Origin of the sequence: Robertmurraya beringensis (assembly GCF_042433785.1) — a bacterium.
Classification (GTDB): Bacteria; Bacillota; Bacilli; order Bacillales; family Cytobacillaceae; genus Robertmurraya_A; species Robertmurraya_A beringensis.
Map to the genome: position 1 here is coordinate 1 of NZ_JBHLUU010000119.1, position 13,914 is coordinate 13,914.

A 13,914-nucleotide genomic window follows, 5' to 3' on the forward strand; every position below is an offset into this window, starting at 1 on the left:
CTTCAGACCCTCCGCACGAATCCTCACGGACTTCGCACTGTCTGTCAGCTAATACTTCCCGACTGAACGGCGGTTGTATTCGGGACTTTCACCCTATAGCGAAGCGTGCTGCCACACGCACAAAAGGGTGTCCCTAAACTTAGGAACACCCTTTTGTCATTATAGAATATGCTTGTCAATCAATTGAACTAATTCAGCTATTTCAGGTTTACTAACCTGTGCGTTTGCACCAACCATTTGCCCTTTATGACGAAGATCATCGGTAATTAACGAAGAAAAGATAATAACTGGCAATTTAGCCGTTTGACTATTTTCTTTTATTCTTCTTGTAAAATGATGTCCATCCATTTGTGGCATTTCAATATCTGTGATAACGAGTTGAACTTCATCTGTTATGCTTTTCCCTTGAGAAGTGATGGCTTCTAAATATTGAAGGGCATCTTTTCCATTTTCAAAAAACTCAATATTGGTAAACCCTGCTTCATTTAGTGTGTCATGAAGAAGCTTTCTTAATAGTGGTGAATCCTCTGCAACTACCAATTTCTTTGTTGATCTCTCTCTTTGACCAAGCTTTTTAACTTGTTGTACGTTAATCCCTGTTTCTGGGTTAATTTCAACTACAATCTTTTCAAAATCAAGTAGTAAGATCATTTCACCATGAAGCTTTACAACTCCAATTATTTGACTCTCAGGACCTTGATACATTTCTGAAGGCTTTTCAATTTGGTCCCAAGAAATACGGTGAATTTGTGTAACAGTATGAACATGAAAGACAATTTTTTGTTTGTTAAATTCAGCAACAATAAACTTATCCTGTTCGGGAGATTGTGAAGGAGGGAAACCTAATGCATTAGCCACATTCACTACTGGTAATACTTCCCCTCTTAGCTCAATGATTCCTTCTACATGGGGATGGGAATGAGGTACTTGGGTAACTTGAACGGCATTTATTATTTCTTTCACTTTAATCACATTAATCCCAAATTTATTTTTGCCAATACTAAATTCAACAATTTCTAGTTCATTTGTTCCACTTTCTAATAAAATTCCCTTTTTATTATCCATTAACGGTTCGACCCCTTTTGGCTAGCATTATATCTGTGTTAGCATACAAATACTATACCACGAAACGGTCTAATTAACAGTTAACTTTCATATAAAATATGTTACTTTTCTACCATCTTTAGACAACTAGCATACTATGAAAGTAACACGTCTATTTGATTTTTATGATGATAGTCATGCTGAATGAAGTCTACAAAATATTCACGTATTAATATGAAAATTCAGAGGAATTTTTCACTCTTCTTCCTTCACATGATAAAATAAACCCATAGGAGAGTGATCACTTGGAACATTTGATTAATTCAAAAGTAAAAAACATTGAAATATCAGGAATTCGTAAGTTTTTTAATATGGTTGCAGGTACAAAGGATATGATTTCGCTTACGCTTGGCCAACCAGACTTCCCAACCCCAGAGCATGTGAAAGAAGCAGGAAAAAAAGCAATTGATGAAAATTTCACTACATATACTCATAATGCTGGATACATAGAACTGCGAACAGCAGCTGCCCAATTTGTTCAAACTAAATACGATTTATCTTACAATCCGAACGATGAAATTATTATTACCTCGGGAGCTAGCGAAGCGATAGATATTACGTTTCGGACCATTTTAGAAGAAGGCGTGGAGGTTATTTTACCAGGACCCGTATATCCTGGCTATGAACCAATTATCAAATTATGCGGAGCTCGGCCTGTATATGCGGATACAAGAGAAAACAACTTTCGAATGACCGCGGACATTATTAATAACTACATAACAGATAAAACTCGTTGTATCGTCTTACCTTATCCGTCTAACCCTACTGGAGTGAGCTTAACTAAGGAAGAATTAAGCGCTATTGCAGAATTACTAAAAGACAAAGAAATCTTTGTATTAGCAGACGAAATCTACAGTGAATTAGTATTTGACCATAAACATTTCTCAATTGGCACGATTTTAAAAGAAAAAACGATCGTTATCAATGGTCTTTCAAAATCACATTCGATGACCGGTTGGAGAATCGGTATGCTTTTTGCTCCTAGTTCTATAACTGAACATATTTTAAAAGTACATCAATATAATGTCTCTTGTGCTTCCTCTGTTTCTCAAATGGCTGCACTAGAGGCACTTACTGCGGGCATAAATGATGCTGTTGAGATGAAACAATCCTATATGGAACGAAGAGAATATGTATTTGAGAGATTAACCACCATGGATTTGTCAGTTGTGAAACCAGATGGAGCCTTTTATTTCTTTGTGAAGCTTCCAGAACCGTTTACCAATTCGTTTGACTTTGCCCTACAATTAGTTCGAGAACGAGGCGTAGCTGTCGTACCCGGAAGCGCATTTTCACCCCTTGGTGAGGGCTATATACGAATCTCATTTGCTTACTCAATGGATGTACTTACTGAGGCATTGAATAGGCTCGAGGCATTTTTAAAGGATCATCAGTCATAAAAGTGAAACCCAAGCTCTAATTCAAGCTTGGGTCTCATTTATTTCCAGTTTTTATATAGAGCCTGTGTGCCACTATTTTCCTCGCCTTGTTCCGCTAATTTTTCGTATAGCGATTTGGCAAGAGATAAACCAGGAGTCATCATTCCCATTTGTTCCGCTTCACTTAATGCAATGGTCATATCTTTAATAAAGTGTTTGATATAAAACCCTGGAGAAAAATCCCCTTCTATAATTCTTGGTGCAAGATTTGAAAGAGACCAGCTTCCTGCTGCTCCAGATGAAATACTTTTAAGTACCGTTGTCGGGTCAAGCCCAGCCTTTTCCGCGTATACCACTGCCTCACAAACACCTAGCATATTAGATGCAATCGCAATCTGATTACACATTTTAGTATGCTGACCAGCTCCAGCACTTCCTTGATACACGATATTACTTCCTAACACCTGAAAAATAGGGTTTAATGCTTCAAAAACCTCTTGATCTCCTCCAACCATTATGGAAAGCTTGCCTTCTCTCGCACCAATATCTCCACCTGATACAGGAGCGTCTACAGCATAGATTCCCTTTTTCTTAGACTCGTTATTTATTTTTTTAGCTAATGTAGGTGTGGAGGTCGTCATATCTATTAAGAAAGAACCGGGTCTCGCTGTATGTACAATTCCTTTTTCTCCGAGATATATTTGTTCAACATCTGATGGATAACCCACCATTGTTATGATAATATCAGCCTTTTTAGTCATAGCTTCTGGTGATTCAATCCAAACTACATTATCATCTAAAATATCTAGCGCTTTTTCTTTTGTACGGGTATAGGCAACAACCTCGTAACCTGCTTTTACTAGATTTCTCGCCATACTTTTCCCCATGACACCTAAACCAATAAATCCGATTGTGCTATTTGCCTTCAGTTCCATACTCACTTCTCCCCGTTAGAAATAAGTAGTATTTTATCACTTATTACCAATTTGATCAAAGAAATGACTATAGCTGAGTTTGAAAGTTCTGGACATACCCTGAAACGATCATATCCTCTTCATTAAAAATCTGTACCTTGACTGCATTTTTTTGCTGAATCATCTCTTCTAATACAAATGTATGTAAGTCAATTTGTAAAGGGATAGGATCCATTGATAAATAAATTTCCTCCTGATTTCCTAAATGCAGTAGTTTTCCATCATGAACATATTGGTCACCGTAATATATTTCTGTTGTTCCTAACGCTTTTGCCAACTGTTTATTTTCGATTAAGACCTTTACTTTGTACATTTCTTCTTTAGAAAATAATCGTTCATCAAATTTAAACCGAAACTGAAGTTCATTATTTTTTGTAAGTAATACATCTGCATAATGATTAATAAACGATTGTTTTTGGCTTCCATCACATCCTACTAAAATAAGTGAACAACACAATACGAAAATGGCTTTCTTCATGATCGTCCTCCTTTATCACCTACCATTGCCTAGAAAGGTAATATATAAACGGGTAATAATTAAAGTTTACAATTCATCCTTATTTGACTGCAGAACTCCATTCATTTTACAATCAAGGAAGAAGGGAGAGATATTATGTATTATAAAGAACTGTATGTTTTTAACTCCTCCAAACCAACCAAAGCAATTATTCGCACGTATACAAAAGACGACTTTCAAGAATTAATTCGGATTCAACAGGAGGCGTTTCCTCCCCCCTTTCCTTCTGAGCTTTGGTGGAATGAAGAGCAGTTAACCAATCATGTCGAACTGTTTCCTGAAGGAGCATTATGTGTAGAAGTAGAAGGTGTGATATGCGGTTCGATCACAGGATTGATTACCAATTTTGATAAAAACCATCCAAGCCATACTTGGGAGGAAGCAACTGATAATGGATACATTACTAACCATGCTGAAAGTGGTAATTCCTTGACATAGTCGATATCTGCATTTCACCCTCTTATCGAAAACTAGGGTTAGGAAAATGGCTTATGCAGTCCATGTATGAAACAGTGGTTCAACTTAAGCTCGAGCGATTGCTAGGAGGAGGACGGATGCCCGGGTATCATAAGCATGCGGATCAACTTTCGGTAGAGGAATATGTTGAGAAGTTGATAATAGGAGAATTACAGGACCCTGTTATCACCTTTTTATTGAGATGTGGAAGAACACCTGTCGTAGCTGTAAAGGATTATTTAGAGGATGAACATTCGTTGAATTACGGACTTCTGATGGAATGGAACAATCCTTTCTTATCAAAAAGACCCAACTGATATGAATCAGTTGGGTCTCTTTTTTTAGCGTTGAGTTGCTTTCGCTACTGCTTCTAACACTTCTTCCGTCGTGCTCATTTGAAGCACTTCTGAAGCTAATGTTTCCATATCTGATTTTGACAGGTTACGGATTTGAGAACGTGCTTTTAGGATAGATGTTGCACTCATAGAGAACTCATCTAAACCTAACCCGAGAAGAACAGGGATCGCTTGCTCGTCGCCCGCCATTTCTCCACACATTCCAGCCCACTTGCCTTCTTTGTGTGCAGCGTCAATAACCATTTTTACTAAGCGTAAAATAGCTGGATTGTATGGCTGATACAAGTAAGATACTCTCTCGTTCATACGGTCTGCAGCCATTGTGTATTGAATTAAGTCATTTGTTCCAATACTGAAGAAATCAACTTCCTTAGCAAATTGATCTGCAATAACAGCAGTAGAAGGGATTTCTACCATGATTCCAAGTTCAATTTTCTCAGAAACAGCTACTCCTTCAGCTTGAAGCTTTTGACGTTCTTCTTCAAGAATGGCTTTTCCTTGACGGAATTCAGAAAGTGTTGCAATCATTGGGAACATAATTTTTAGGTTTCCATATACACTTGCACGAAGAAGTGCGCGAAGTTGCGTACGGAACATGTCTTGCTCTTCAAGACATAAACGGATCGCACGGAATCCTAAGAATGGATTCATTTCCTTCGGTAAGTTTAAGTAAGGAAGCTCTTTGTCTCCACCAATGTCTAATGTACGAACAACAACTGGCTTTCCATCCATTCCTTCTAGAACAGCTTTGTACGATTCAAACTGCTCTTCTTCAGTTGGAAGTTGGTCACGACCCATGTAAAGGAATTCAGTACGGTAAAGTCCCACACCTTCGCCACCATTGTTAATAACACCTTTAAGATCTTTAGGTGTTCCAATATTTGCAGCAAGCTCCACATGGTGACCATCAGAAGTAACCGTTTGCTCGTTAACAAGCTTTGCCCACTCAGCTTTTTGTGCTTCAAAAGCAGCGTGCTCAGACTTGAAACGTTCAACTTCCTCAGCAGTCGGATTAATATAGACTTGTCCATTTAATCCATCTACAATTACAAGATCGCCGTTTTGGATTTCTTCTGTTGCAGTTTTAGTACCTACAACTGCAGGAATTTCCATAGAGCGGGCCATAATTGCAGAGTGAGAAGTTCTACCTCCGATGTCAGTTGTAAAGCCTTTCACAAATTGACGGTTTAGCTGTGCAGTATCTGATGGTGTAAGATCTTCAGCAACGATAATAACTTCTTCTGAAATCATACTAGGGTTAACAAGTTGTACACCTAGTAAATGAGAAAGAACGCGCTTTGTTACGTCGCGAATATCAGCAGCTCTTTCCTTCATGTATTCATTGTCCATTGACTCAAACATCGCTACAAACATATCCGCTGTTTCTTTTAAAGCAAATTCAGCATTTACTTTATCTGTTTTAATTTTATCTTCAATTGGAGAAACAAGCTCTGGATCACTTAGTACGAGCAAATGCGCTTCAAAAATAGCTGCCTTATCAGCACCTAATTCTACTTTTGCCTTTTCTCTAATACCTTCAAGTTCAACCTTTGATTGATCAAGTGCCGCACGGAAACGATCAATTTCAACTGTATCGTTGTCGATTGACTTTTTTGTAAAGGTTAAATCAGGTTCTACCAAACGGTATGCTTTTGCGATTGCTATTCCGCTAGATGCAGCAATTCCATTTAAAAAGTTCATTTTTATGCTAAACCTTCTTTTTTCAAAGTTTCTTCAAGACTAGCTAGTGCTTCTTGCTCATCTCCACCTACTGCAGAAATAGTAATGTCAGCTCCTTGTCCAACTCCTAGAGACATAACACCCATGATTGACTTAAGGTTTACTTTTTTCCCTTTGTACTCAAGGTTAATATCAGCATCGAACTTGCTAGCTGCTTGTACTAATAATGTTGCAGGACGAGCGTGAATTCCTGTTTCAGCTATAATTTTAAATTGTTTTTCTGCCATGGTTAATCAAACTCCTTTTTCCTATACATATATTTGCTAAGATGTTTCTCGTTAATTGTCTAATTCCTTCACTTTACCTATTCAATCCGACATTGAAAAATATACAGCATACTTTAGTATTTTTTCCACTGTCGTTTTTATTCATTAAATATAGATAGTTAACGCCGACTAAAGTTCTTAGGGTTATCAGACAATCGACATCTCAAAAAAAAGAATAGCATTTCCTTAGCGTGTATACAATGAAAAAGCCACAATTGTAGAGGAAATTTCACAGTTTTTTTATTTAACCGCTTACATTTTTACTCATAATATTCAAATTTTCCAACATGAGTTAGAATGGTAAATATTATCCAATAAAGTGGGTGTTTGATAAAAATCGTGGAAATAAAATACTTGTAATCAATAAATGGTAAATGTATGATTTTAGTAATCAGTTATTTGTTACATTTTCTTACAAGGTGATAAACGTGATTTATAAAAGACAAGAGGCCTTTAGATTTCAATTTCAACAGCCTATTCATGGAACATTTAAAATTGTAAGCATAAATGGAAAGCAAGGGGATGTTAAATCCGCAATTGCTTATATAGTAGATATTAGCCCAAATGGGATCAAATTCAGATCACCGATTAATTTACCCATTGAACAAAATGATTTTTTGCTAGAGATTTCATTTTTATTAGCTGACCGATTCATTAATGTGCTTGGAAAGCCAAAATGGAAAAAGACCGAAGGCAAAATGTGGGTATACGGATTTACTGGTTTAGATGATAAGGAAACCAAAAAAGAAATCGTCAACGTCCTTAAAATTTATACAAAAATGGTTCACAATGAATCAAAAAATCAAGACTAGAAAGCTACCTAACTTTGGTAGCTTTTTACTTACTCCTCGTAAATCATCTTTTTCGTCATTCCTCCATCAATGGTCATATTTATACCAGTAATGAAATCATTATTCGGGTCACATAAGAATATACATCCTCGCGCAATGTCACTTGGCTTACCAACCCTTTTAGAAAAATGCTGTGAATGGTCGATTTCACGAAGCTCATCGTAATGATTCGTTTCTATCCAACCTGGACTTATACAATTGACTCTCACTTTCTTTTCAGATAATGTAGCTGCTAATGCATGGGTCAATGCTACAATTCCACCTTTTGATGCTGCATATGCTTCCGAATGTGGTTCGGACATATTGGCCCTAGTTGAAGAGATATTAACGATCGATCCTCCTTCTTCAATCACCTTGGCAACCTCCCTCGAACAGAGGAAAACACCCTTTAAATTGGTATTTATTACTCTATCCCACTGTTCCACGGTCATTTCGTAGAAATTTGAAAAAGAGGAAATACCTGCATTATTAATCAGAATATCGACTCGACCGTATCTCTCCATTACAAAAGTAACCAAAGAAACAACTGATTGCTCGTCTGAAACATCAGTTTCAAAAAAACTTACCCTCTCACAATTATATTTCTTCTCTGCTTGCTTACCATTTTCTGTATTGTAATCAGCAATAACTACCTTTGCACCAGCTTCATAAAAAGCACGAACAATTCCTGCACCAATCCCACTGGCACCACCTGTAATAATTACGATTTTTTCATTATACATATTTGTCCACCTTTCCCTAGCTTCTAGGTTCTTGTAAGTACTGATAAATCACACCCCCACTTCTTTGGGCAATCCCTCTGAAATGTTTAAAATCTTCCAAAGTTACAATCACAGCCCTTACATCTAGGAATACTTCTTTATTTACATTCCACTCATTTATTTGTCCACTTCTTAATTTTTCAATCATTTCTAAAATCAAATCTTTTTCCAAATACAATCCCCCCTTATAGATTTATTATATATAAAAGATAAAGGGTTTCAAAATCGACTATACATTCTCTTAAAAACTATTAATATAATAAATAATTATTAAAATTTACAAAAAATTCTTTACGTACAGGAAAAAGTAGTGCAAAATGTTTATAATATCGTCATCTGGAAAGAAAAGGAGAGAGCGACATTGAAAAGAGCTGAAGTGGGGAACGTGATCGAATTTAGAGACGGGTTACAGGGAATTGTTGAAAAAGTAAACGAAAATTCAGTAATTGTAGACCTTACTTATATGGACAATTATCGGGATCTTGAATTAGACCAAAGAACTGTTGTAAATCATAAAAACTATAAGGTTATTAAAGAATCTTCATTTTAGAAACGAACTAATTGGAAGCGCATTCTACATGTTTAGTAGCATCCTTTTTTGTCTCGAAAATAAAAATAGGTTATAATGTGGGAAACCTCTTATGTAAGAGGTTTCTTCTTTTTTTCAATAAATGTAAGACCATGCTTTAGGAAAGGAGCCATAATATGCTTCAGAAAAAATTGGATGCAAGAATAATTTTCGGTATTTTACTTGCCCATGTATTGTTATTCATTACTTTTCAAGAAAAAAATGTGTTTTGGTACCTATTCACAGCTTCGATGCTGTTTCTAATTACTTACACCATTCTTCAAGAGGAAATGGATGACCAGCAACCCATTCAAATTTATTTGACGTATGGTGTGTTATCAGGAGTAAGTTTATTTGGCTTATTTTACCTAGGTAATATCATCATACATATCATTGATCTTCCGTTAAAAGGATCGGTTGCTAAGCTTTATAAACAAATGTCTCCTACTCAAATATGGCAATACATCGTCTTATTTCTTATCATCATTCCTGGGGAAGAAATCTTCTGGCGAGGATTTATTTTAAAACGACTTATTGGACGGTTAAAAATCCTACCGAGTATTTTGCTATCAACTTTATTATATACTTCTGTCAACATATACTCAGGGTCAAGCCACCTGATCCTCGCTTCAATTGTTGCCGGTCTAGTTTGGTCAAGCCTCTACGTTTGGAAGAGGAGCATTCCTTTACTAATTGTTTCACACCTTGTATTTGATTTATTTTTGTTAGTCCTGCTTCCATTAAGTTAGATTGGCTATGTAACCTTTCTAAACCACTTCCGTCTATTATGATAAGACTCTCAAATAAACAATTAGGAGGATATGTAAGTGAAATTTATTAATTTGTATATAACCATTGGCTTACTCGCTGCAGTGTTAACAGCCTGTGGAACTGGAGAAACCAGCCTAGAGGAAGCCAAAAATGGGACATCCCCACAACAGGAAAACGTAGAACCGGAAAAAGATTCGCTTCAAGAGGATAATAATGAAGAAACGGATCCATCGGATACAATGATTCGCCTTCTTGAAAATAATTTAACCTATACACTAAATGGAGAAACAAAAGAACAAACAGCATTTTTAAAACATAGTGATAATCAAGGATATTCAATGTATATCCTTCCAGATTATGAACTAACAGCAGAAGAACCAAATAAGGACGTAGTCATGCTTTCAAATGATGGTGAAATTTTTATGAGGGTCGAACTCTTACCAAAGGATGTGGACTGGGATTCTACTGAACAGACGGCGGTCGAACAGTTACAGGCTGTAGCTTCTGAAGTAAATGAAATCAACCCACCGGAGCTTGAGTTTTTTGCAAATAGTAAGGTGTATGAAGCTAGGATAAATGAAGAGGTTATTACTTCTTACCTGGTTAAAAACAATGAAGGAGTAATCAAACTAACCTCTTTCACAAAAGAATCTTTAGATTATCGCGACTCATTTATAAAAATGGCAGAAACCATAGTTAACGAAGCCAAATAAGACTCGGAGATTTTTTCCGAGTCTTATTTTTTGACGGAATCCAGAGGCTTCATCCACAAAAGAACAATAAATATGATCGTGACGTAACCAAATATCGGGTATAGGTAGGAAAGCAATGTTCCATAATTTACAAAACTACCTAAGTATGAAATGACAAAAATAATGCATACCCAAACAATGCTAGGAAGTTTTAAGTAATGATTGAGTTGCTTCTCAAGACCATATACATTACCAATAACGGATGTAAAAATCTCTCCATAAATAATCAGTACATAAATCCAATAAAAACCATAAGCTAGATCTTTCATAATAGCAGCCATTGGTATCTCGTATATTTCTAAATTAGGGAGCATGATTAATGTCGCATGACTAGAAAGCAGAATAAGCGTTAACGCAGCACCCCCAATAATTCCCCCCCACTTTACCGTATCTTCATCTTCTATTTCTGCTGCAACTGGGACAAGCACCGCTTGGGCAAGCCCAATATTAAAAGCCGTATAGGAAAACGGGTTAACAACAGACTTCCATCCATCGTCAGCCGGAGGAATAAACAAAAGCTGTTCAAGAAAATGAGGTTGCTGAATCGTAACCAAAAATAACATAAAACTAAAACAAATCATCATCGGTACCACAAAAGTATTAACGGCAAATAAACCTTTGGTTCCAACAATCATGACGATAAAAGAAAGAGCTATCGTTAGCATGATTCCTAAACTTCTCGAAAGACCTAGCTGCTCCTGAAAAACGGCACCGGCACCGCTTAACATAACAGCACTCACTCCGAGTAACATGAATAACATTAAAATATTTATAGCCCCGCCTAAATAAGGGCCGAACAAAAATGTATTTAACTCCTGATATGATTTAGCTCGCATTCTTGCTGCTAGCCGCATGAGTTTAGAGCCTAAAAAGATAAAAATATAACCACTAATTAAAATCCCTATTAGTCCAATAAAACCAAATCGGGAGAAAAACTCTACGATTTCCTTTCCTGTGGCAAACCCAGCACCTACAACAGTTCCTACGTAAACTGCAGCAAGCTGAAGCGCTGCCCCCCACTTCTTTTTCACCCCATCTCCCCCCTTCCTTTTAATTATATGAAAAGAAGGACAAACAATGACGAGCTTTTTCAGGATGAAAAGAATATCAACCATCCTTGGAACAATCTTACAAAAAAAATGTAATCAAAATACTTGAAAGTCAAAAAAGGTCAAAGTATAATCAAAATACAAAAGGTCAAAGTTAGTCAAAGTCAACTTTAAAAATAGGAGGAGAAATGTATGCTTTGTCAAACATGTCAAATAACAGAAGCAACTATTGCTGTAAGAATGACGATTAATGGGAATGAAAATCAACTACATCTTTGTCAAAGCTGCTTCCAGAAGGAGCGCGACAAGATGTTATCAACTTTGGGACCAAACCTATCTGGTTTTCAACCTTTCCCCCCTTTCGAATCATTCTTTCAACCTATGAATATGAATCAAAAAGGCAAACCACAAAGAAATATGGAGACTCCACAGAAAAACACTGGGAACGGGGGCTTCATTGATCAATTCGGACGAAACTTAACGACAATGGCACAGGCTGGTTTAATTGATCCAGTGATTGGCCGTGAAGAAGAGGTTAACCGTGTCATTGAAATCTTAAATAGAAGAAATAAAAATAATCCTGTCTTAATAGGTGAACCTGGTGTTGGTAAAACAGCCATTGCAGAGCACCTGGCAGTTAAGATTGCTGAAGGAAATGTTCCAAACAAACTTAAAAACAGCCAAGTTTACCTTTTGGATGTAGCTTCTTTAGTATCAAACACAGGTATCCGTGGCCAATTTGAAGAGAGAATGAAAGAAATAATCCTTGAGCTTCAGCAAAAGAAAAATATTATCCTATTTATTGACGAAATTCATCAGTTAGTTGGTGCCGGGAGTGCAGAAGGCTCGATGGACGCTGGGAATATATTAAAGCCAGCATTAGCACGTGGCGAACTTCAACTTATTGGCGCAACAACTTTAAAAGAGTATAGAAAAATTGAGAAGGACGCCGCTCTTGAAAGACGTTTCCAACCGGTTCAAGTACAAGAACCAACAATATCCGAGGCGATTGAAATCCTTAAAGGTTTAAAAAGGAAATACGAGGACTATCATGAGGTAGTATTTACAGACGAGGCAATCGTAGCATGTGTGAATTTATCCCATCGATACATTCAAGATCGATTTCTTCCTGATAAAGCGATTGATTTACTTGATGAAGCCGGTTCAAAGCTGAACTTAATATCTAATTATTCTAATAAGGAAGGCATTGAAAATCGCTTGAAGGAAATCGCTATAGAAAAAGAAAAAGTTTTAAAGGAAGAAAAATATGAGCTCGCTGCCAAGCTACGTGAAGAAGAAAAAGAACTTGAGCAACAGTTTTCTCAAGTAGACCTTGATCATAGACCAATGGTAAAAGTAGAGCATATCCATGAATTAATTGAAAAGAAAACTAGAATTCCTGTAGGTAAACTTGAGCAATCTGAACAAGAAAAGCTACAAAAACTTGAAGGTTACTTATCAAATAAGGTAATTGGACAGCAGGAAGCTGTGAAAAAAGTAGTTAAAGCTATTCGCCGAAGTCGAGCTGGTTTAAAAGCAAAAGAACGTCCTATTGGATCCTTCCTATTCGTTGGTCCAACCGGTGTCGGAAAAACAGAATTGTCCAAGTCATTAGCTGAAGAACTATTTGGTTCAAAAAACTCTATGATTCGCTTAGATATGAGTGAATACATGGAAAAGCACAGCGTATCTAAACTAATTGGTTCTCCTCCTGGTTATGTGGGACATGAGGAATCTGGACAGTTAACGGAACAAGTCAGACGAAATCCTTATAATATTATTTTGCTAGATGAGATTGAAAAAGCACATCCAGACGTTCTAAATATGTTCCTTCAAATCCTTGAAGACGGTAGATTAACGGATAGCCAAGGCAGAACAGTCAGTTTTAAAGATACGGTTATTATTATGACTTCCAATGCAGGTGTCGGCCATAAGACGGTAAAGGTTGGCTTTGGAAATGATCATCACGAATTCGAAAGCAATTTATTAGCTACATTAGGATCATACTTTAAGCCTGAGTTCCTCAATCGTTTTGATGCCATTATCGAATTCTCATCATTAAAAGAAGAGGATTTACTTCAAATTGTTGATATTATGATTAAAGACTTAAATAGTATGCTTAAAGAGCAACAGATGGCTGTAACAGTAACTGATGAAGTGAAAAGAAAACTTGCTACCTTAGGTTACTCTCCTTCTTTCGGAGCACGTCCGTTAAGAAGAGTGATTCAAGACCAAATTGAAGATCAAATTTCGGACTTTATTATAAACGATCCTGATTGTAAAGAATTAATCGCGGTTGTAGAGGATGATAAGGTTATTATTAAGAAAGCATAGAAATAGAAAGAGCGGAGCCACATTATGTTGGCTTCG

At 36.7% G+C, this 13,914-nt stretch carries 14 protein-coding genes and 1 pseudogene; 7 read left to right on the top strand and 8 right to left on the bottom strand.

Features of this window, described 5'->3' with window-relative positions; all coding sequences use genetic code 11:
- Positions 1-159: 159 nt before the first annotated feature.
- A complete protein-coding gene (locus tag ACFFHF_RS18755; RefSeq protein ID WP_160548707.1) occupies positions 160-1,065 on the bottom strand; it encodes a chemotaxis protein CheW in 906 nt (301 codons plus the stop codon).
- A 284-nt stretch (positions 1,066-1,349) separates the two neighbouring features.
- Between ACFFHF_RS18755 and ACFFHF_RS18760 the strand changes: the two genes are divergently transcribed.
- Positions 1,350-2,504 (top strand): aminotransferase A, encoded by a 1,155-nt coding sequence (locus ACFFHF_RS18760; protein WP_160548706.1) that lies wholly within the window; start codon positions 1,350-1,352, stop codon positions 2,502-2,504.
- A 38-nt stretch (positions 2,505-2,542) separates the two neighbouring features.
- Here the strand turns inward: ACFFHF_RS18760 and ACFFHF_RS18765 are convergent, their stop codons facing one another.
- The gene (locus tag ACFFHF_RS18765) at positions 2,543-3,418 is read right to left on the bottom strand and encodes an NAD(P)-dependent oxidoreductase (RefSeq protein WP_160548705.1); all 876 of its coding nucleotides are present in this window, start codon (positions 3,416-3,418) and stop codon (positions 2,543-2,545) included.
- Positions 3,419-3,485: 67 nt separating this feature from the next.
- Complete coding sequence (locus tag ACFFHF_RS18770) at positions 3,486-3,935, bottom strand: hypothetical protein (RefSeq protein ID WP_160548704.1); 450 nt, start codon at positions 3,933-3,935, stop codon at positions 3,486-3,488.
- A 135-nt stretch (positions 3,936-4,070) separates the two neighbouring features.
- On the opposite strand from ACFFHF_RS18770, the pseudogene ACFFHF_RS18775 reads away from it, so the two are divergent.
- A pseudogene (locus ACFFHF_RS18775) lies at positions 4,071-4,747 on the top strand (GNAT family N-acetyltransferase).
- Positions 4,748-4,771: 24 nt separating this feature from the next.
- On the opposite strand, the gene ptsP reads toward ACFFHF_RS18775, so the two are convergent.
- Positions 4,772-6,487: a phosphoenolpyruvate--protein phosphotransferase gene (ptsP, locus tag ACFFHF_RS18780; protein ID WP_160548703.1), complete on the bottom strand. Its 1,716-nt coding sequence runs from the start codon at positions 6,485-6,487 to the stop codon at positions 4,772-4,774.
- A 2-nt stretch (positions 6,488-6,489) separates the two neighbouring features.
- Complete coding sequence (locus tag ACFFHF_RS18785) at positions 6,490-6,753, bottom strand: phosphocarrier protein HPr (protein ID WP_160548702.1); 264 nt, start codon at positions 6,751-6,753, stop codon at positions 6,490-6,492.
- A gap of 467 nt (positions 6,754-7,220) precedes the next feature.
- On the opposite strand from ACFFHF_RS18785, the gene ACFFHF_RS18790 reads away from it, so the two are divergent.
- Entirely contained in the window at positions 7,221-7,604 is a 384-nt protein-coding gene (locus ACFFHF_RS18790) for a PilZ domain-containing protein (RefSeq protein ID WP_160548701.1), read from the top strand.
- 29 nt (positions 7,605-7,633) lie between these two features.
- On the opposite strand, the gene ACFFHF_RS18795 is transcribed toward ACFFHF_RS18790, so the two are convergent.
- Both ACFFHF_RS18795 and ykzS read right to left on the bottom strand, forming a co-directional pair.
- Positions 7,634-8,365 carry an SDR family oxidoreductase gene (locus tag ACFFHF_RS18795; RefSeq protein WP_160548700.1) on the bottom strand — a complete coding sequence of 244 codons (732 nt, stop codon included), beginning with the start codon at positions 8,363-8,365 and terminating at the stop codon, positions 7,634-7,636.
- A 16-nt stretch (positions 8,366-8,381) separates the two neighbouring features.
- The gene (gene ykzS / locus ACFFHF_RS18800) at positions 8,382-8,552 is read right to left on the bottom strand and encodes a protein YkzS (protein WP_377058836.1); all 171 of its coding nucleotides are present in this window, start codon (positions 8,550-8,552) and stop codon (positions 8,382-8,384) included.
- 213 nt (positions 8,553-8,765) lie between these two features.
- Between ykzS and ACFFHF_RS18805 the strand changes: the two genes are divergently transcribed.
- From ACFFHF_RS18805 to ACFFHF_RS18815, 3 genes are all read left to right on the top strand, one after another.
- Entirely contained in the window at positions 8,766-8,954 is a 189-nt protein-coding gene (locus ACFFHF_RS18805; RefSeq protein ID WP_066058257.1) for a YkvS family protein, read from the top strand.
- A gap of 155 nt (positions 8,955-9,109) precedes the next feature.
- Positions 9,110-9,721: a CPBP family glutamic-type intramembrane protease gene (locus ACFFHF_RS18810; protein ID WP_160548698.1), complete on the top strand. Its 612-nt coding sequence runs from the start codon at positions 9,110-9,112 to the stop codon at positions 9,719-9,721.
- Positions 9,722-9,799: 78 nt separating this feature from the next.
- Positions 9,800-10,456 carry a DUF8580 domain-containing lipoprotein gene (locus ACFFHF_RS18815; RefSeq protein ID WP_160548697.1) on the top strand — a complete coding sequence of 219 codons (657 nt, stop codon included), beginning with the start codon at positions 9,800-9,802 and terminating at the stop codon, positions 10,454-10,456.
- Between the two features lie 23 nt (positions 10,457-10,479).
- Here the strand turns inward: ACFFHF_RS18815 and ACFFHF_RS18820 are convergent, their stop codons facing one another.
- Positions 10,480-11,526 carry a YkvI family membrane protein gene (locus ACFFHF_RS18820; RefSeq protein ID WP_340903019.1) on the bottom strand — a complete coding sequence of 349 codons (1,047 nt, stop codon included), beginning with the start codon at positions 11,524-11,526 and terminating at the stop codon, positions 10,480-10,482.
- A gap of 210 nt (positions 11,527-11,736) precedes the next feature.
- On the opposite strand from ACFFHF_RS18820, the gene ACFFHF_RS18825 reads away from it, so the two are divergent.
- A complete protein-coding gene (locus ACFFHF_RS18825) occupies positions 11,737-13,878 on the top strand; it encodes an ATP-dependent Clp protease ATP-binding subunit (RefSeq protein WP_160548696.1) in 2,142 nt (713 codons plus the stop codon).
- Positions 13,879-13,914: the final 36 nt, after the last annotated feature.

Coding starts and splice junctions, on each gene's coding strand:
- ACFFHF_RS18785 (WP_160548702.1), bottom strand. CDS start 6,753: ATGGCAGAAAAACAATTTAAAATTATAGCTGAAACAGGAATTCACGCT.
- ykzS (WP_377058836.1), bottom strand. CDS start 8,552: ATGATTGAAAAATTAAGAAGTGGACAAATAAATGAGTGGAATGTAAAT.
- ACFFHF_RS18810 (WP_160548698.1), top strand. CDS start 9,110: ATGCTTCAGAAAAAATTGGATGCAAGAATAATTTTCGGTATTTTACTT.
- ptsP (WP_160548703.1), bottom strand. CDS start 6,487: ATGAACTTTTTAAATGGAATTGCTGCATCTAGCGGAATAGCAATCGCA.
- ACFFHF_RS18755 (WP_160548707.1), bottom strand. CDS start 1,065: ATGGATAATAAAAAGGGAATTTTATTAGAAAGTGGAACAAATGAACTA.
- ACFFHF_RS18765 (WP_160548705.1), bottom strand. CDS start 3,418: ATGGAACTGAAGGCAAATAGCACAATCGGATTTATTGGTTTAGGTGTC.
- ACFFHF_RS18795 (WP_160548700.1), bottom strand. CDS start 8,365: ATGTATAATGAAAAAATCGTAATTATTACAGGTGGTGCCAGTGGGATT.
- ACFFHF_RS18770 (WP_160548704.1), bottom strand. CDS start 3,935: ATGAAGAAAGCCATTTTCGTATTGTGTTGTTCACTTATTTTAGTAGGA.
- ACFFHF_RS18825 (WP_160548696.1), top strand. CDS start 11,737: ATGCTTTGTCAAACATGTCAAATAACAGAAGCAACTATTGCTGTAAGA.